Annotated in this window: 17 protein-coding genes, 2 pseudogenes and 1 riboswitch; of the genes and pseudogenes, 7 read left to right on the top strand and 12 right to left on the bottom strand. The window is 37.7% G+C overall.

Going from position 1 to position 18,423, the window contains the following annotated elements; all coding sequences use genetic code 11:
* Positions 1–93: 93 nt before the first annotated feature.
* The 4 genes from AC6F34_RS06905 to AC6F34_RS06890 form a co-directional block, all read right to left on the bottom strand.
* Positions 94–426: a DUF2500 domain-containing protein gene (locus tag AC6F34_RS06905; RefSeq protein WP_500770961.1), complete on the bottom strand. Its 333-nt coding sequence runs from the start codon at positions 424–426 to the stop codon at positions 94–96.
* 315 nt (positions 427–741) lie between these two features.
* Complete coding sequence (locus AC6F34_RS06900) at positions 742–1,257, bottom strand: hypothetical protein (protein ID WP_500770389.1); 516 nt, start codon at positions 1,255–1,257, stop codon at positions 742–744.
* Positions 1,258–1,467: 210 nt separating this feature from the next.
* Complete coding sequence (locus tag AC6F34_RS06895; RefSeq protein WP_500770387.1) at positions 1,468–2,133, bottom strand: hypothetical protein; 666 nt, start codon at positions 2,131–2,133, stop codon at positions 1,468–1,470.
* A gap of 95 nt (positions 2,134–2,228) precedes the next feature.
* Complete coding sequence (locus tag AC6F34_RS06890) at positions 2,229–2,996, bottom strand: SGNH/GDSL hydrolase family protein (RefSeq protein ID WP_500770385.1); 768 nt, start codon at positions 2,994–2,996, stop codon at positions 2,229–2,231.
* Positions 2,997–3,102: 106 nt separating this feature from the next.
* Here AC6F34_RS06890 and AC6F34_RS06885 point away from each other — a divergent pair, with 106 nt between their 5' ends.
* From AC6F34_RS06885 to AC6F34_RS06870, 4 genes are all read left to right on the top strand, one after another.
* Positions 3,103–4,029, top strand: a complete 927-nt coding sequence (locus AC6F34_RS06885) for an ABC transporter ATP-binding protein (RefSeq protein ID WP_500770383.1) — start codon at positions 3,103–3,105, stop codon at positions 4,027–4,029.
* A 7-nt stretch (positions 4,030–4,036) separates the two neighbouring features.
* A complete protein-coding gene (locus tag AC6F34_RS06880; protein ID WP_500770959.1) occupies positions 4,037–5,020 on the top strand; it encodes an ABC transporter permease in 984 nt (327 codons plus the stop codon).
* Positions 5,021–5,446: 426 nt separating this feature from the next.
* A complete protein-coding gene (locus tag AC6F34_RS06875; protein ID WP_500770381.1) occupies positions 5,447–6,040 on the top strand; it encodes a TetR/AcrR family transcriptional regulator in 594 nt (197 codons plus the stop codon).
* Positions 6,041–6,065: 25 nt separating this feature from the next.
* Positions 6,066–7,253: an Acg family FMN-binding oxidoreductase gene (locus tag AC6F34_RS06870; protein WP_500770379.1), complete on the top strand. Its 1,188-nt coding sequence runs from the start codon at positions 6,066–6,068 to the stop codon at positions 7,251–7,253.
* 464 nt (positions 7,254–7,717) lie between these two features.
* Here AC6F34_RS06870 and AC6F34_RS06865 read toward each other — a convergent pair whose 3' ends face one another.
* Together AC6F34_RS06865 and AC6F34_RS06860 are read right to left on the bottom strand one after the other, a co-directional pair.
* Positions 7,718–8,545: a methyl-accepting chemotaxis protein gene (locus AC6F34_RS06865; protein WP_500770377.1), complete on the bottom strand. Its 828-nt coding sequence runs from the start codon at positions 8,543–8,545 to the stop codon at positions 7,718–7,720.
* A gap of 11 nt (positions 8,546–8,556) precedes the next feature.
* Positions 8,557–8,880 (bottom strand): annotated as a pseudogene (locus AC6F34_RS06860) (methyl-accepting chemotaxis protein); the annotation flags it as partial.
* A gap of 710 nt (positions 8,881–9,590) precedes the next feature.
* Between AC6F34_RS06860 and AC6F34_RS06855 the strand changes: the two are divergent.
* Both AC6F34_RS06855 and AC6F34_RS06850 read left to right on the top strand, forming a co-directional pair.
* On the top strand, positions 9,591–11,033 hold the full coding sequence (locus AC6F34_RS06855; RefSeq protein WP_500770375.1) for a GGDEF domain-containing protein: 1,443 nt from the start codon (positions 9,591–9,593) through the stop codon (positions 11,031–11,033).
* A 135-nt stretch (positions 11,034–11,168) separates the two neighbouring features.
* Entirely contained in the window at positions 11,169–12,395 is a 1,227-nt protein-coding gene (locus tag AC6F34_RS06850; RefSeq protein WP_500770373.1) for an NAD(P)/FAD-dependent oxidoreductase, read from the top strand.
* A gap of 248 nt (positions 12,396–12,643) precedes the next feature.
* Here AC6F34_RS06850 and AC6F34_RS06845 read toward each other — a convergent pair whose 3' ends face one another.
* The 4 genes and pseudogenes from AC6F34_RS06845 to AC6F34_RS06830 all read right to left on the bottom strand — a co-directional run bounded on the left by AC6F34_RS06845 (position 12,644) and on the right by AC6F34_RS06830 (position 14,924).
* Complete coding sequence (locus AC6F34_RS06845) at positions 12,644–13,363, bottom strand: 3-ketoacyl-ACP reductase (RefSeq protein WP_500770371.1); 720 nt, start codon at positions 13,361–13,363, stop codon at positions 12,644–12,646.
* Positions 13,364–13,714: 351 nt separating this feature from the next.
* Positions 13,715–13,969, bottom strand: a pseudogene (locus AC6F34_RS06840) (preQ(1) synthase); the annotation flags it as partial.
* Positions 13,970–14,010: 41 nt separating this feature from the next.
* Positions 14,011–14,057, bottom strand: a riboswitch (PreQ1 riboswitch).
* Between the two features lie 118 nt (positions 14,058–14,175).
* Positions 14,176–14,553 (bottom strand): Rid family hydrolase, encoded by a 378-nt coding sequence (locus tag AC6F34_RS06835; RefSeq protein ID WP_500770369.1) that lies wholly within the window; start codon positions 14,551–14,553, stop codon positions 14,176–14,178.
* Positions 14,550–14,924 (bottom strand): RidA family protein, encoded by a 375-nt coding sequence (locus tag AC6F34_RS06830; protein ID WP_500770367.1) that lies wholly within the window; start codon positions 14,922–14,924, stop codon positions 14,550–14,552. Before AC6F34_RS06830 ends, AC6F34_RS06835 begins: the two co-directional genes overlap by 4 nt.
* Positions 14,925–15,520: 596 nt before the next feature.
* Between AC6F34_RS06830 and AC6F34_RS06825 the strand changes: the two genes are divergently transcribed.
* Positions 15,521–16,918 carry a catalase gene (locus tag AC6F34_RS06825; RefSeq protein ID WP_500770365.1) on the top strand — a complete coding sequence of 466 codons (1,398 nt, stop codon included), beginning with the start codon at positions 15,521–15,523 and terminating at the stop codon, positions 16,916–16,918.
* Between the two features lie 224 nt (positions 16,919–17,142).
* Here the strand turns inward: AC6F34_RS06825 and AC6F34_RS06820 are convergent, their stop codons facing one another.
* The gene (locus AC6F34_RS06820) at positions 17,143–17,688 is read right to left on the bottom strand and encodes a VUT family protein (protein WP_500770957.1); all 546 of its coding nucleotides are present in this window, start codon (positions 17,686–17,688) and stop codon (positions 17,143–17,145) included.
* Positions 17,689–17,700: 12 nt separating this feature from the next.
* Positions 17,701–18,357, bottom strand: a complete 657-nt coding sequence (gene queC / locus AC6F34_RS06815; protein WP_500770955.1) for a 7-cyano-7-deazaguanine synthase QueC — start codon at positions 18,355–18,357, stop codon at positions 17,701–17,703.
* Between the last annotated feature and the right edge of the window lie 66 nt (positions 18,358–18,423).

Raw genomic sequence — 18,423 nt, 5'->3', positions numbered from 1 at the left:
CTGCAGAACAGCTCAGTGATCTTCAACAAAAGCGTAGTTTAAATACACAAAATCGAATAACATTCGTGACCTTTTAAGAGGTTCGTTCTGGGTTCATGTATACTCTTTCTTCAACTTGTTCCTTGCAAACCCTAAATATCGAGTCCCTTGAAAATTTAATATTCCAATATCATCTTTCGAAAGTAAACCATACTCTTTTCCAGAAACATGAAACTCAGAACGATCACCATCTTCGAACTCGAACGTAACAAAGTATCTTGTATTTGTGCTTGAAGAATGGTGGTGATGGTTGTCTTGTAGATGATGCAAATTTGACCTTCCGAAAGCATCTGCTCGTTTTGATTTAACTATAGCCGGCACACTAAGTGTAGGAGATTGCTCATTTTTATGCCAATGGTTAACTCCTTTGGTAACTGATAATAAAATACTACCTATAACTATGAAAAAATAATTCCAATAAAAATAGGGACAATTTGAAACATTGGATCACCCGTAAAGAATTGACCTGACATGTAAACACTCCTTCGGTTACATTTTTTAAATTTATACGAGTAAATAATTGAAAGGTTTCATTTTGGGAGCGTCCTTATATGAAGATCTTCTGTTATTTTAGTAGTAAAAATGTTTAAACTTCAATAATTCTATCTATTTAAAAAACTGTTCTTATTCTTCTTGCCCCAATAATAGAAATAAACAGAACAGCTGTAATGGGAGCCGTTCTTTCACACAGATAGTTGAAATTCAAACTTCTTCAATACTATTTCCAGTGACAATAAAGTGAGGATTGTTTTCTTTTCGATTAATGAATCTCCAGTGTTCACCTTGTTCATCGACTTCGGAACTATCTGGGAAAACTTCTAACGTGTAACCCCCAGATAAAGTGACATTTAATCCACCAACTTCATCAGAATCAATTTTTAATACTTTTAATTGTCCATTGTCTTTTATAAAAGTTTTCATACGTTCGTCAAATCTATTATTCCCTTGTATATCCCAGTCGAAATCCTCATTTTTTCCATCCCATTGTGAGCTTGGAGAATATAAATCCTTTGAAGCAACAAAAATTTTGCCGCTCAAAGTAATTCTCCATGAACATTGGATATGTAGAGCATACTCTGCCGTTTCCTCGCTTCTGCCTCTTCGAATTATTTGAACCATATCTCCAAAACCAAGCCAAAAGAGGTTGGATGCCCGTCCTACATACTGTAATTTTAAATCTACTAATTTTCCTATTTTAGTTTCAATTTTTTCTCTCATACCTGGCCCCTTTAACTATGATATTTTTACTATATATTCCAAATTAAATCACCTTTTGATTTTGAACATATGCATAAGTTAATTGAAGAAGAAAAAGGATTACTTTTCTAACAATCTACATATCGCCTGTTAAAGTCCCTCAAGAGAAACTACCCTATCGACAGCTAAATCTTCAGTATCAGCAATCGGTAATAAATAAAGTTAATCACTTTATCTACCCGTTTGAATAAGGATGCCTTGCTTATCAAGCTGTTCATACTTGTATGGAATAGTGCTTAATTTTTTGTATTTTTCATTCCAAATTATATGTAAAAATGGTGATGGTTTTTTAATAAAATTGTCAGGAGTAGCGTTTTCGTAACGATAACAATCGTTTGGGTATGTTTTATTGAACCCAAATAAATCAAGAACATTTTCTTCGATTGCAAGTCCACCGATTCTAAACTCATAAACGGAATACAGCTCTTTAAGAAAAGTTGTAAAGTCCGTATATTCCTCTTTTTTTATGCCAATTTGGTCCCATTCTGGTGCATCAAATTCATCTCCATAAAACCAAAAATCAACTATTATTGCATTAGCAGAAACGATTTCTATCTGCAATGTCGATTTTCTCTTTCTTGAGAAATAGACATACAATCTTAATCTTATAGAGTGTAAGTGTATGGATTGCGGGTCTTCTTCATCATAGGGGTAACCTTTATGAAAATAATCAATCATTTCATTAATGTTTTCATCATCAACGATTTCAACTTTATTTTTGATTTTTGATAACTTATTTACTATACCTTTTATTGTTTTTACTTTCTCTTCCTTAAGTTCCAACAAGAAGCTAACTTGATGGAAAGGACCACCTTCCAACCATTGTGACCACTCCATCAATAATTCCTCCAATTCCTTTCATAAACAAACCTGACCATAGAAAATAAACCTGCTGTTTAGACCCTTTGTTAAACTGCAGGCTCACTTTTTCCTTATTGAATGAGAGTTTTTTCAATGACAAGTGACATACTATTAGCTATTTGCTGATACGTTTCATCATTTGGGTGAAAGACATCACTTGAGAGATCACGTTTCGCATCAGTGACGAGGTTGAAGGTATCAATAACTTGAATATTGTATGTTAATCCTAATGTCCGAGCAGACTCGTTCCATTTTTGGATGATAGAATCCATTGAATCTGAGTCCTCCGATTGCTTGAATGGATTATATAGCCCCATATAGAGGATCACTGCATGCGGATTATGTTCCCGAACGATTTTAAACGTCTCTTCTAAGTTAGGAATTTCTGCCTCAAGAATGCCAAGCGCAGCTTCTTCTGAATAATCTTCCAAACTTTCGCCGCGATTGAATAGATTATTTCCACCGATGGTGATGGTAATGATCTTGGCATCTCTAAGGGATCTTTGGACTTCTTTTTGGTTGATTTGCTCTAGTAAATCTTCAATTCTTGCACCTCTTACACCAAGGTTCTGGAAACGTTCAATCATGTTTTTTTCTTTAAGTTCTTGTCCAGTTAGTGAAACAAACCCTTCGCCCTTTGCTGAGCCTACGCCCCTCGTTAATGAATCTCCAAGTGCAATATACGTATCACCTGGGGTAACAGGTACCTCTTCTTCTGAAGTTGCTATAATTTGCCCTTGGGGAGGATTCGTAACATCCATATAGGCACGAACAAGACCATATCCAAACAGAACGGTTAGCGCGAGGGATATTGTGATAAAAAACAACCATTTTTTCATGATTGCACCTCTCCTTCTATGGTGATTGTATCAATCTTTTCTTAAAATGAGTATTTATAAGAGTCATTTTCTACTATTTTAGTTAAAATAGAAATAGGGTGATGTTATGGACTTAAAGCCAACAGTTGAATTGGAAAATGTAACAAAGGTAATAGGGAAGAAAACGATTATTGATCATATATCATTTGAGATCTATCCTGGAGAGGTGTTTGGATTCCTAGGTCCAAATGGTGCCGGAAAAACGACTACGATCCGAATGCTTGTTGGGCTGATTAAGCCCACTTCCGGAAAGGTGAAAATTTGCGGTTTTGATGTCAGAAAGCATTTTGTTCAAGCGATGCAGCGCCTCGGCTCAATCGTAGAAAATCCAGAGCTGTATAAGTATTTGAGTGGCCGTGAGAACCTGCGGATATTTGCCCGGATGCTGCCTGGAGTGGATGAGCAGCGAATTCAAGAAGTCATTGATTTGGTTGATTTGACTGCACGGGTAGACGATCAAGTTCGAACCTACTCTTTAGGAATGCGACAGCGTCTCGGTATAGCACAAGCTTTGTTAGGTCGTCCAGAAGTGCTTATATTGGATGAGCCAACAAATGGACTAGATCCCATGGGGATAAAAGACCTTCGTCTATTCATTAGGAAGCTTGTCGATGAAACAGGACTTTCTGTCCTCGTATCCAGCCATATTTTAAGTGAAATCGAAATGCTAGCAGATCGAGTGGCAATTATGAGCCATGGAAAGATTGTCAGAGTCGGCAACGTAAGCGATCTAGTTGACACATTATCTTCTGGTGTTGATTGGAGAGTCAGCGATTCCTTCCATGCGCTCGAAATTTTCAATGCATCTCCATATGTTCATTCTGCTGAACAATTCGATGACCATACGATCCACACCGTTATGGATGAAAATAAAACATCCATTCTGAATGAAGAGTTATTAAAGGCAGGTATCGATGTATGGACAATCGAAAGAAAAGTGCAGACACTGGAAGACCTATTCATCACGTTGACAGGAGGCGATCATATTGTCTAATCCAAATATGATTGGCCTAATTCGGAATGAATTTGTAAAAATCGCCTCCAAAAAGCGATTAGCCGTTGTCATCGGTATTCTCGTTATTTTAGTATCCATGTTTACATACGCACAATACCGCCAGATCCAAGAACAAATCGAAAAGCAAGGGATTCTTGATTGGAGAGTAGAGCTTCAGCAAGAGATTGTCGATCGACAAAACCGGCTGGCATCGAGTGGCATCCAAGAAGACTTTAGACAGGTTCTTGAGTTTGACCTGAACCAAAAGCAGTATTATCTTGATAACGATATCAATCCGAACTACCCTGGTGCCCCTACGTTTATTCGCATCTTCTTCTCTCAGGGTATCACACTTGTCCTGCCATTATTCATTATTATATTAATGGCTGATATTGTGAGCGGAGAATATAATGAAGGCACCATCAAAACATTGCTGTCGCGGCCGGTCAAACGGTGGAAAATTCTGATGGCTAAATGGCTGACCGTTTTGCTGTATACCTCCATCTTAATGGCGGCAACTGTCTTAGTCTGTTATGGGGTGTCAGGCATCGTGCTTGGATATGATGGCTGGACTGCCCCTGTCTTAACAGGTTTTCAAACTTCTGCAACAGGAGAATTTTCAACTGAATTCATTCATACATTGACGATGTGGGAATACTTGCTCATGTCAGTTGGTCTTGCTTGGTTCGTAACAGCAGTCGTTGGAACGATAAGTCTGATGATTTCGGTCTTAGTCAAAAATACAGCAACTGGAATTGGAGCGATGATGGCGGTGTTAATCGCAGGTACACTTCTCTCTTCCATCGGTTCAAGCTGGACGAGCTCCAAGTACTTAGTAAACTTAAACTTTGATTTAATCGGCTATCTAGAAGGCAGAGCACCGCCGATTGAAGGGATGACACTACCATTTTCCTTAACAATACTGGCCGTTTGGGCTGCTGTCTGTCTTGCAGTCGCGTTTTGGAACTTTACTCAGAAGGATATGTACTAGGACCGGACCTTCCTCACCAAACGGTGATCTTAATATCTGATAACATTGTTGTTGATTAATGCCGAAGTTGTTATTAAAAAGAAGTCCAGGATGAGACCAGTGTTAAATGCTGCTTTTCTAGTATGCACCGCTGGTCTCTTTTTTTGTATGAACATATGTAATCCCCCTGCCCTCTTCAACCATTCTAAACATAGAAAATGTTTTGCGATACTCCATTTTCACTATAACCTTTCCATTGCTTATGAATTTGCCAAATACCTCTCCATTCCCTGTCATGCCTTCAAATAGTATATTTTCCTTTATAATTTCTCTACTCTGATTGAAAAAAAGATCAAGATGTACTTCGAATAATTATCTTGATAATTTAGAGTTTTTACTCTATTATTATTTTTAGAGTAAAAACTCTAATGTGAGGTGACTTAAGAAATGGGAACTAGCGAAAAGAGAGATCAGATTATTCAAACAGCGATTCTTCTCTTTAATGAGTTTGGAACAGGAGCCGTTTCCACAAATAAAATTGCCAGCGAGGCAAAAATCAGCCCCGGCAACCTTTATTATCATTTTCAGAACAAGGAAGATATTATTCGATCTATTTTTGATGTCATGGTTCAAGATTGGGGTTCCATATGGCTTCCTCCAAAAGAGGATTGGCAACCCGGCTTTGAGGACGTAAAAGCCATTATCCGTGCCAACCTTCAATTGCAGAGAAAATACAGTTTCTTCTACAGGGAACTCAGCATTCTAATTCGGACAGATCTAGAGCTACAACAAAGACATCAACGCATTCAACAAGAACGAATGCTACAACAGCGTATGTTTATTCAGAGATTCGTAGATGAGGGGATCCTTAGGCACATGTCTCGGCAAGAAATGCAGAATTTAGTAACGACATGTTGGATCATTAGCAATTATTGGCTCTCCTTTTTGGAAAGTAGCGGCATATCCAAGGATGAAGATCAAATTGAACAAGGAATTGAGCTGATCATGTCGGTTCTTCAGCCATATCTTAAAACTTCATAATTCATATTGAAAGGAGAGAGCGGTCGTGGAGAAGAAAACAAGTAGAAGAGATTTTCTTAAAAAATCCAGTGCTTCGATACTTGCAGTGTCGTTTGGAGGGTTATTATGGAGAGCAGCAGACCAAGGTGTATTTAGTACAGGGAAAGGTCCCGCATACGAGCCGTGGTTAATGGAAGAGGATACGATTTTAACCGACCCCATGGCGATCGTGCAAGCAGCGACACTTGCCTCTAATCCCCATAATAGTCAACCGTGGTTGTTTAGCGTAACAGAAGAATCTATCGATCTATATGCCGATCACTCAAGACATCTTGGAACTATGGATCCCCTCTTTAGAGAAATGCATATGGGACTTGGTTGTGCGATAGAAAATATGGTCGTTGCTGCTTCCGCCAAAGGATACAAGACGAACATTCACTATTTCCCTGAAGCATCAGATACAACCTATATCGCAAGAGTACAGTTGCTTCCGCAAACTGATAAAGACAATGACTCTTCTCTGTATCCGTATATCTCTAAGCGGCGTACCCATCGTGGGCCTTATGACACCGAACAAAGCATTCCTTCCGAGTTACTGATGAAAATTAAAGACTTCAGCCTTGAAAATGGGGACTCATTGGACTTGCTTTGGTTGGATTCGGAAGAAGATACTCAACGTGCAATGGAATTGGTGAACTCCTCAACAGAAGCCATTATTAGCGATGACGAGATGAGTGATGATAGTAATCACTGGTACCGCGGGGATTGGGACGATCTTCAAAAGCATCGCGATGGACTCACATTGGATGCTCAAGGCGGGGCCGCATGGCTTCGCGCAGCAGGAAAAATACTTCCAAATGTATCACATGAAAGCGCTAACCAGTTTTGGCTAAAATCAACCAGGCAGACCCACACCCAAACAGCAGCGGCATATGGTTTGATTACGATTCGTGATCTACATAACTTGACTGACCGAGTAAAGGCGGGGCGAATATGGCAGAGAATCCATCTGAAAGGAACTATGGAAGGGCTAGCAATGCATCCATTGAACCAGCCTATGGAAATGCGGGACCGTGAATATCAGCTGAAACGTAAGCCTGCTCCATTTTCTGAATTGCTTCGGAATTTAGTACCTACGAACTCAGAGGAAGCTATTTTCTTGTTTCGCATCGGATATCCTCTCTCCAATGTTCATCCTAGTCCGAGAAGAGCTTTAAAAGACGTTATGATATAAGTAAACCTGAGAACGAGTTTGCTTACTCTTAATTATTCATGGTTTTAAAATATTTAGACCTAAATATATCTTAATTGTTGATTTTTGACACTTAAAAACAAACTTACTAAAAAGGGCGCCTATTCAAATCAAAGATAGAGTTTGACATAGGCACTTCTTTTCTAGTGTAGTAGCTATATAGTTGTCATCCTTCTTATTACCTTACAGTACATCAATCAACTCTTAGTATCTAGGACTCGAGATTGTAGACAAAGTCGATTTCCGACTTTGTCTACATTTTTTTCGTAGTACTTTTGATAATAAGAGAAACCCTCAGAATGTCTTGAAAACGCTTGTCAGACTAGGCATGCGGTCGAATGAAGACCCGAATAGAACACACGGTTCATGAGGGGACTTTGATGCCAAACAACGACGTATGCGAGCGTTCGTCAGCAGTCTGAACTCTTAATATCTAAGACTCTTTTTTAAGTAGTAATATCTTTAATGTATTGTCCGATATCATTGCTTTGTTCGTTAAGATCTTGTATATCCTTCATAAACTCAACCATTACACGGGATTGCTCTTCTGAAGCAGTAGATACTTCATCAATACTCACTTTCAAGCTCTCCATATTTGTTCGTATTTCTTGAAGTGATTGAGAGATTGTGCCTACAGCCTCCTTCGTGCCGATGGAAAGCTTGCGTATTTCATCTGCGACAACACCAAAACCTCTTCCTGCTTCACCAGAGCGAGCAGCTTCAATTGCGGCATTCAGGCCTAATAAATTCGTCTGTGCAGAAATATCTTCAATTAACTTTACTACCTTACTAATATCCTGAGAACTCTCATATGCATAGGCTGCTTGACCATTTATATCCGTGCTCGTAGCGGAAAGTTCCTCAGCTTGAGCTGCAACTTGCTCGACCTTCTCTTGCAGACTACTGACAATTGAGCGTAATTCATCTAGATCAGCATCTAATAGTTCTTCATCTTTCAATGTTTTGGTGATTTGGAATACACCGATAACCTCACCTTTTTCATCACGAATAGGATTGGCAGTGTTGTGCATACCAACACCATACCTCTCTTTCGGAATATGCTCTTGTACTTTTTTCCCTTTAATTGCTTGACGAAGAATATCATTTTCTTCAGAAAATGCAAAGTCGCCAACTTTTACTTTATAATTGAAATCTTTTGACGGGGAAAAAAAGATAAAATTCTCAGTGTCGGTAACAATAACAGCACAGTTTTCACCGGAATTTTTTTTGATTTCAGGAGCTAAGTTGACAACTGCTTGTAGTGTTAGATGCATCATATAATCTCCTATTCCTGGTTCGTTACTTTCTTCATTTTTTCGAAGATTTGTTTGCTTTTTTCATCCAAATCCTGAATATCCTCCATGAATTGAGCCATTGTGATAGACTGCTCATCCGCTGAAGTTGAAACTTCATTAATGCTTAGTGTCACATTTTCAATACTAGATCTGATTTCGGCTAAGGATTTATCGATTGTTTTTACAGCTTCCTGAGTATTATTAGATAGTTTTCTAATTTCATCTGCCACTACCCCAAATCCTCTTCCTGCCTCTCCAGAACGTGCTGCTTCAATTGCTGCATTTAACCCAAGAAGGTTTGTCTGTGTAGAAATTTTTTCAATTAATTGAACCACTTCGCCTATTTGACGTGAGTTTTGGTTTGCACTTTTAGCTTGTTCATTAATGTCACTGCTCGTAGCGGAAAGTTCTTCTGCTTGTGCTGCTACATGCTGTACCTTACCTTGTAATGCATCGATAATCTCATTTAATTTTGTAAGCTCTTTATCTAACTTCTCTTGATGCTCCAATGTTCTAGACAAAGACAATATGCCAACAATTTCTTTTGTTTCTATATCTCGAATTGGTGTTACCGATGTTACAACAGGTGCACCGAACAAGGTAGGATCTTCTGTTTTAAAAACAAATTGTTCTCCTTCAAGTGCACGCAAATAAACATCATGTTCATCCAGTCTTGCTTTTCCTACTTCAAGGTGTAAATTCAAGAGTGTTGATGGAGCGAAATAGACAACTTTCTCCGTATCCAACACAGCCATTGCGGCTGTCGGTCCTAGTGTATCTTTTATTATCGGGGCAATATTAACTACTGCCTGAATTGTAGAATTCATAAAAACAATCTCCTTAACTTAAGTATCGTGTTTATATCGGCAAAAAGAACCATGTTGTAAAGTGGTTATAATTTACTATTTCATTGTAATTCAACTTCAAGAACGAGACAAAAGAACCTTTCCAAGTTTCAGTGGCAGGTCACCGTTTTCAATGATAAAATACAAATGTGAATTTATTACAAAGGATGGTTGTTCTGATGGAGCTATTAGCAAGAAACGAAACGAGTGGCAATGATATAGAGCAACAATTCATCGAAAGTAATAATAATCTATTATTCGAGCGAATTAAGTACGTTTCCTATATGCTCATCTTCACATATCCTTTGTTTTACATTGTTGACTTTATCCTATTGGATGAATTGAACAACCCGATCTATAAATTAATCCTTTCTACCTTTCACATAATCGTCCTGATAATCTCCCTAGTCTTTTTGATCCTTTACCGCCGTAGCAAGGACAACGCCAAAGGGGCCATTATTCTCACCTATTTATTTCTTTATTTGTTTATAGGTGCCGTCTCTTCAATCAACAGCCAGCTTAATAACGGAAACATCTATGCATATATTATTATTCTCTTAGCCGCTGCTGTTATCTTTCCTGTTCGACCAAGACAGCAGGCTTTTCTTATCGCAGGAATTCATCTTTTTTTCGTATCAGGGTTGTTCCTGCTCGAAAAAGATCACTTTTCATTCCTATTCAAGCTTGTGAATTCAACAGGTGCAGCTGTCATTTCATTTACGATCGCGTATACCTTCTATTCATTTCGCAAAAATAATTTTACAAACGAATGGAAACTAAAGAAGAATGAAGAAAGCTTTCGCAGATTATTTCACATGAACCCTAATCCATTGATTCTTTTCAACCTTAAAACCGGCAACATTTTGCTCATGAATCAGCAGGCTATCGAATACTTCCATTTAAAAAATGATAAAACAAATCTTGATGGATGGTTCATGCTGAATACTCCTGAGGAAAAACATCGAATCGTAAAAGAACTCGAGGAACATCAGAGTCTAAAAAACTTTATGGTTAAACATAATCACAAATGGTTAATCCTTAATTTTGAACGAGTCAATTACTTGGGAGAGAGCTGTGTCCTCATTGGAAGCACAGATATTACTGATTTAAAGGAAACAGAAAAAGTCCTTTATCATCATGCATCGCTTGACCCGCTTACAGGGATTCTCAACAGAAGGCGCGGAATGGAAATACTTTCTCAACACCTCAGAGAATCTGCATCAGATTTTATCGTCTGCTATATTGATATAAACAATTTAAAAATGGTTAATGACAAGTACGGGCATTCTGCAGGTGATGACCTGATCCTTTCTTGCTGTGAAACAATCAAACGTCATATTAGAGAAAAGGACGTTCTCTTCCGTCTTGGCGGTGATGAATTTATTATTCTCATCTTCGATCAACAACTGGAGATCGCACAAACGATCTGGACTAACATTCAAAGTGAGTTTCAGGAAATGGCTAAGGCAGGTCATAAGCTTTATCCAATCTCAGCGAGCCATGGTTTGTATCAATGTAAACCCGGAATTGACTTAAGTCCAGAAGAAATTCTTGAGCGGGCGGACAAGGAAATGTATAAAGAAAAGTCCATGTACAGAATCAATCAAATGGCTCTTAACTAAATAGACAGCCTCCCGAAAAACCCCTCACTACAGAAAAGGTAGTGAAGGGGTCTTTTGTTTTCTACGTAGTAATCACATACACGAATACAAGTTTGGAGATAGTAAGATTATCTTTTATAACATAGGAGGATGTATATGAAATTACATGCTGGAACCTATTATTGGCCCATTACCTATCCTGACGCTCCATCTTACCCTGCATTGGAAGAGGATATTTCTTGTGATGTGTTAATCATTGGGGGCGGAAGCTCAGGAGCACAGTGTGCCTATTATCTAGCTGAAGCTGATTTAGATGTTGTTGTAATAGAAAAAGAAACAATAGGTAGCGGGAGTACCTGTACGAATACTGCCCTCCTTCAATATTCTGGTGAAAAAATGTTTACAGACTTGATCAATACCTTTGGAGCAGATTACATAAGTAGACACCTACAGCTATTAAAAGGCGCAATAGACGAGATAGAATTAGCCTCCAAAACCTTCACAACTGATGTTGAATTCGAAAGAAGAGATACACTTTATTCCGCTAGCTGTCCTGAGGACGTTGAACACCTAAAAAAGGAATATGAATTTTTAAAGCAGCAGAACTGCGATCTCAGTTTTTTATCAAAGAAACAAATAGAAGCAAAATATCCTTTTAGCAGGGATGCCGCTATCTATTCTATTAATGATGCAGAAATCAATCCATTTCGTTATACGCATGCGTTATTGGAGTACGCGGCAAAAAAAGAAGTCCGTGTATATGAGAACACAGAAATGAATGGCCATCATTACGATAAAGAACATGAAAAGATGATCGTTTCCACTAGAACGAAACATACGATTAAAGCTCGCCATGTGATTTTTGCTGCTGGGTATGATGGGATGGAAATCAAAAAAGATAAAAAAGCAAGCTATGTTAGTACCTATACAGTGACTACAAACCGTGTCGAAGATCTTTCTGCTTGGTATAACAGGACTCTTCTATGGGAAACTGCTCGCCCCTATTTATTTATGCGCACTACGAAAGATAATCGCATTATCATTGGGGGGCTTGATGATAATGCAACCTATCCAGAAGACCGCGATAGTAAGCTCATTAGCAAAAAAGATAAGTTGATAGAGGAATTTAATCTTCTGTTTCCTTCGATAAAAGTAAAGCCAGAATACTATGTTGCAGCCTTTTATGGAGGCATATCAGACGGAATTCCGATGGTAGGGAAATACGATGACTATCCAAATAGCTATTTTTTATTTGCCTTTGGTGATAACGGCACCGTTTATAGCCAATTATTGTCGAAGATGATCGTACAAGAAATTGTGGAGGGAGAAAGTCCAGATTTACCACTGTACTTACAGGACCGCCCTCTGTTGAAGAATAAATAAAAATGGAGTTCTGTCTTTGTTTATTTAAGTATTTTCTACTTTTTTAAGCGAATATTTTACAGCTTGCGGGGGCTACCCTTAACGTTTCCCGTACGCATATTATGGATGATTTAGTTTAATTTTTATCAGTTCTTTATTCAATTTAAATGGAATAATTTTCAAAATTTCTATTAGAATATACACTTAATTAAACGAGAAGAGCTAGAAACAATTACTTATACGGTAAGTGTTTCTAGCTCTTGAATTTTTTAAGGATTCGTAGACCATAATCCAGCTGATTTTAGAAAAATACGTGGATGAAGTTTTAGCTGAGAAACGATAAATTCAGCTAAGTCTTCCGGCTGCATAACCTTTTCTGGGTTGCCATCTGTTAGCTTTGCTTCAATAGCAAGTTCGGTAGCGACAGTACTTGGTGTTAGCGCTGTTACACGGATGTTATGCTTGCGCACCTCTAGTGCAAGTGATTCCGTTAAGCCAAGTACTCCAAATTTAGAGGAGCTATAGGCACTTGTAAGAGGTGCACCCTTTTGTCCAGCAGTTGAAGAGATGTTGATAATGTCTCCACCACTTTTTTCAATAAGCTGAGGAAGAACGGCTCTTGTAACATAGTATGTCCCCATTAGATTCACATCAATGATCGCTTTCCACTCTTCTGGAGAAAGATCAAGGAAACCACCGAATTTCCCAATGCCCGCATTGTTAATAAGGATATCGAATGAACCTAATTCCTTCGTAAGTGATTCGACAGCCTTTTCCACTTGCTCTAGTGAAGAGACATCAGCTGTAGCATAAGCTACTTTCACTCCAGTCTGTTCAATTTCTGCCAGAACACTCTGTAAGTCAGCTTCTGTTCGAGCAAGTAGTCCGATATTTACGCCTTCCTTAGCAAGAGCGATTGCAGTAGCCTTTCCAATTCCTTTACCACTACCAGTAATTAAGGCTGTTTTTCCTTTAATTATTTGTCCCATAATCTGTCCCTCATTTCCTTATGTAAGATCCTATCTATACTTCAATCATTATTGTACTGCTTTTCTCTAATGATATGAAGTATATAAGCCTGTGAGGTATTAAATAGTCACTAATCAGATAAGGATTGAAATTATTTTATTACTAAAATGTATAAATAATTCATCTCTTAAATTTACTATTAATCTTAACAACTGGTTTAACTTTCAAAAAAGCTGTAACACCAGTTATACTGATACCACAGCTTTATGTTTAAGAATAGGATTATATAGAATGAATGACAATTCATTCTATATAATATTTACACAGTCTTCGTGGAAATCAGCGTGGTTGCGGAAACTAAATAAATATCATTTTAACGACTTACTTTCCACAATTTTTTTATCCGGAATATAAGAAATATACATCGTTGAAAAATCCCGCTTCTGCGTAATCGAACAAAGACTTGTAAACTCGGGACAATTAAATTTCACAAAATAATCATTGTCTACATGTAAGTTGTCAACAGACTCTAACACTTCTGGTGCATACTCAAATGAATAACTCACATTTTTATTCCCTAATAAAGTTAAATCCTCTAATCCTTCTGTTTTGTGACGACCAGGCATAAAAAAAGCCATATCCGATATGGACATGGCGTGATCTACATGTATCCATAGTTTTTTATAGAGGGTATCAGCTATGAACCTCTCCTGAACAACTCAGGTATTTTACTATTTTTCATTGTATTATATAAGCATCATCCAAGCCATCTTAATAAAGTAATAACTATATATACCCTTCTTTTAGAAAGAAATTAAATACCTTAATTCATTTACAAATTAGGAACTTTTATTCCTGCTGCATAAACCCTAATTTCCACAAGAGAATCACGGGTACTTGCAGCGGCTTGAACGACAGAAAGAGCGGGGATATGCTGCATATTTATCCAATCGTTCCAGGCATTTTTAAATTCTGAAAATTCCTCAATATGAGCTAACCAAACTTGTGCCATCAATATTTGTGTTTTTGCAGAACCTAAACTTATCAAATGCTCTTCTATAATATCTAATATCTGCTTTGTTTGCTGTTCTGTGTTACCTGATTTATCAGGGGCCGTCAAACATACCGAGGTCATAGACAGACATGCCGATCCTAGAAATATATTAGGTGATGGTGGTCCAATAACTCGGCCAATTTTGGTTATGTTCATACAGGCTCCTTTCTAGTACGACAAGCAGTAACTACAAATTCTACCAATAAATCAGGACGAGAGAGTTCTCCTGAAACACAAGTACGTGCTGGAGGATTGTTTGGATCAGCCCACTCATTCCATACAGCATTCATAGCCCCAAAATAACGTGTATCTTTTATCCATACATGAACCATTAATATGGAGGATTGATCTTCTCCAACCTCCTCCAACAGCGTGTTGAGACGAGCTAATGCTGATCGAACTTGCTCTTTAATATCTCCGTCTCTAGAGTCAGGTTGGATACCTGAGAAGAAAATCAACTCATCCGTCGCTACTATCTGAGATCGGTAAGCACCATCCAATTTGTCAACATTAAATCTTTCTATCATTTCAAACATCTCCTCCCAATTTAGTAATTATATAAATCGAAGCAGCCTGATAACCTATTCTCTAATAATATCCATCTACCTGCAAATGAGTAAAATCAAAAGGAAGTCAAAACTATTTCAGCCGATATTCCAAATTATTATTAAAGTGACTGAACTAATTTCACAAAGAAGTAAATAAAATCGCATCTCCATTTGTCAGGGATTCCGCAGTTTTTTAAAACAAAATAAATAATTTAGAGAAAATTGTCCTATGGAATAAACTAATCATATTGGTGTATCAAACAAAATGTCAATTAAAATTTGAATTATTAATTAATTTTCAATAATAATTCTACTATAATAACAAACCGAAAACACGCGTTTTACGACCTTTGATAACGTTGTATTACTATTTCTCGTATGCCCTATCAAAATAATAGCGTTTATTTTATTCCGATATACATGATTAAGTTTTAAAAGTGACTGGTAGATATCCAAAATAAAGCCAGGTGAAGCACAAATTGAGCGACCGCGCCCCTTAATGTTCATTGGTCTAAGCACCGAAATTTCCCCATATAATTCATTGAAATTAGACTAAAATGATAGGAGGAGAATTTATGCATCATCGTAAAACAAATCCGCGGAGTCAACCTCTGCACGAAAAAGCGCCAGGAAGCACTTATAAATGGAACATAGACCTTCCAGCTAAGCTCCACTCTCAAACTGTAGGTAAACGAGGCCCAATTTTAAAACAAGATAATATTGAACATGAAACAATGCAAACATTTATTCACGAAAAAATTAAAGAAAGACCTGTACACGTTAAGGGATGGGGTGCTTTTGGTTACTTTGAAACATTATATTCGATGTCAAATTATACTTCCCTATCATTTTTACAACAACCAGGAACAAAAGTACCAGTATTTGTACGATTCTCACTTGCCGTCAGTACTAAAGGAACACCTGATACATCAAGAAATGTACGGGGTTTTTCCACAAAATTTTATACAGAAGAAGGTATTTTTGATCTTATTTGCAACCACATTCCAGTATTTTCTATACGTGATCCCATTCGTTTCCCTGAAGCCATTAAGGCATTTCTTCCCTCACCAAAAAACAATTTAATAGATCCAAGCCGTTACTGGAATTTTGTTGCAAGAGCACCTGAATCGTTATTATTTACACTTCTTGTTTACTCTAATTTTGGTACGGTTAAGAGTCTACGTCATTTACCTGGTTATAGTGTCAATACGTATGTTTGGAAAAATGCTGACGGAAAGCGACATTATGTTAAGTATACTTGGTCACCCCTGGCAGGTCAGCAGTACATTCGGAATGATGAAGCAGTGAAATTAGCAGCAGAAAATCCTGATATTGCTGGGCAGGATTTATATAATGCGATTGAAAAAGGAGAACACGTGGAATATGGGTTGTTTATCCAAGTGATAGACCCAGATAAAGCAATGGAACTACCATACGATCCATTAGATGATACGAAGATTTGGGATCAGCAACAATTTCCATTTCATCCTGTCGGACGCATGGTGTTAAACAAAAATCCAGATAACTACATGGAACAAGTTGAAAAAGCAGCCTTTTCACCATCGAATTTACTGAATGGTGCTGAATTATCGGATGATAAAATGTTACAAGGCCGTGCCAATGTTTACTGGGATTCTCAACGTAATCGGATTGGAACTGATTTTCGAAACGTACCTGTAAACAACCAGGCAGATTGGTGGCCAGGTGATTTAGTTACTAGCGGTAATGGTCGTTATGTTGAAGGCATACTTCAACGATCTGACCTTGAAAAACAGGATGATTTTACACAGGCTGGACTTTTTTATGAGTCTCTTTCCGAGGAGCAACAAAATGATTTAATCGAAAATATGGCACAAGGATTAACAACCATTTCATCAGATGTGTATAACCTTGTATCCCAATATATGAATAATGCATCCAATGATTTAGCAAGAAAATTGAACAAGGCTGTGAAATTAAAACTAGAGGGATAAAGATTATTTGAAAGAACTATATTCGAATTCTCTGGATCTATAGTTGAAGACTGGATATTGAGATACATCCTGTTACCTCAAAGATTGAGATTCTGGCTCCAGTATATATACGTCATTGAAATAATATAACAGCACCTTCATCCGATTAGAAAGTGCTGTTATTTTTTTTAATAAACCTTGTGTACTTATGAAAAAGCAGCTATTTTAAATGCAGATTACATTGATTAGACAGACATTTTAGTCAGACGTTTTTCCCTATGCGCTAAGCCTTGAGCTAAAAGCATCGCACCAATCATTTGCATGACTGTTTTTACAATCACTTGACCAATTATAGCTGCAGGGACGGCTGCCCATGGGACATAGCCTGCACCAATTGGACTTAAACCTACAATTACAAAAATAACCGAATCTAACAAGCCACCGACAATGCCACTATAAAACACGCGCCACGCCATCGGTAGCTTTAATCGTGTATAGATCTCTGTATCTGTCGTTTCTGCTACTATAAATGCCAAGGCGGAAGCTGCAACGATGACTAATGTATCTCCTAATAAAAAGGACACCACTGCTGATAAGACTAACGCTACAAAAATAAAGGCATATGTCTTTTTGCGACCATATTTATTTTGAACTAAGTCGCGGAAAATAAAGGTCGCACCAATAAGGAATGAGCCCATCGGTACGATAAACATCCCAAATTCAAGTGGCATAAATCTCGCTGTTACGACATTTGCCGTAACAATTGATGCTAAATAAAGCAAAACTCTAATCATAAAATCCTCCTATTTTAACGATTGTATATAAGCTTTCATTCCTTGCAGACGAAGCTTACATGCTGGGCACTCCCCGCATCCATCCGCAATGATTCCGTTATAACATGTCAATGTTTTTTGACGTACAAATTCAAAAGCACCTAGTTGATCCGCTAATGCCCATGCCTCTGCTTTATTCATCCACATGAGTGGCGTATGGATAACAAATGGTGTATCCATCGATAAATTTAATGTGACATTTAATGATTTTACAAAGACATCGCGACAATCTGGATAGCCACTAAAATCGGTTTCACATACGCCTGTCACAATATGCTTCGCGCCAATTTGGCTTGCTAAAATCCCTGCGAATGATAAAAAAACTAAATTACGACCTGGCACAAACGTAGATGGGAGCTCCCCTTCCTCTCCTTCTTTTATTTCGATATCATCACGTGTTAAGGCATTTGGGGCTAATTGATTCAAGAGAGACATATTTAAAAGATGATGTCGTACGTTCAACTCCTGTGCAATATGTTTAGCGCACTCAATTTCAAGTGCATGCCGTTGCCCATAATCAAACGTTACGACCTCTACCTCTTTAAAGTTTTTTAAAGCCCAAAACAAACATGTTGTACTATCTTGCCCGCCACTAAATACAACAACGGCTTTATCGTTTTTCATTATTTTTTTCTCCACTCCTTTAAAAAACAAAAACAGCACTAAGATACCGTGCTGTTTGATCTTAGTTTT

Source organism: Niallia sp. CD-39, from assembly GCF_059874745.1.
Note: the sequence above shows the minus strand (reverse complement) of the source record. Positions and strands in the feature narration are given on the sequence as shown.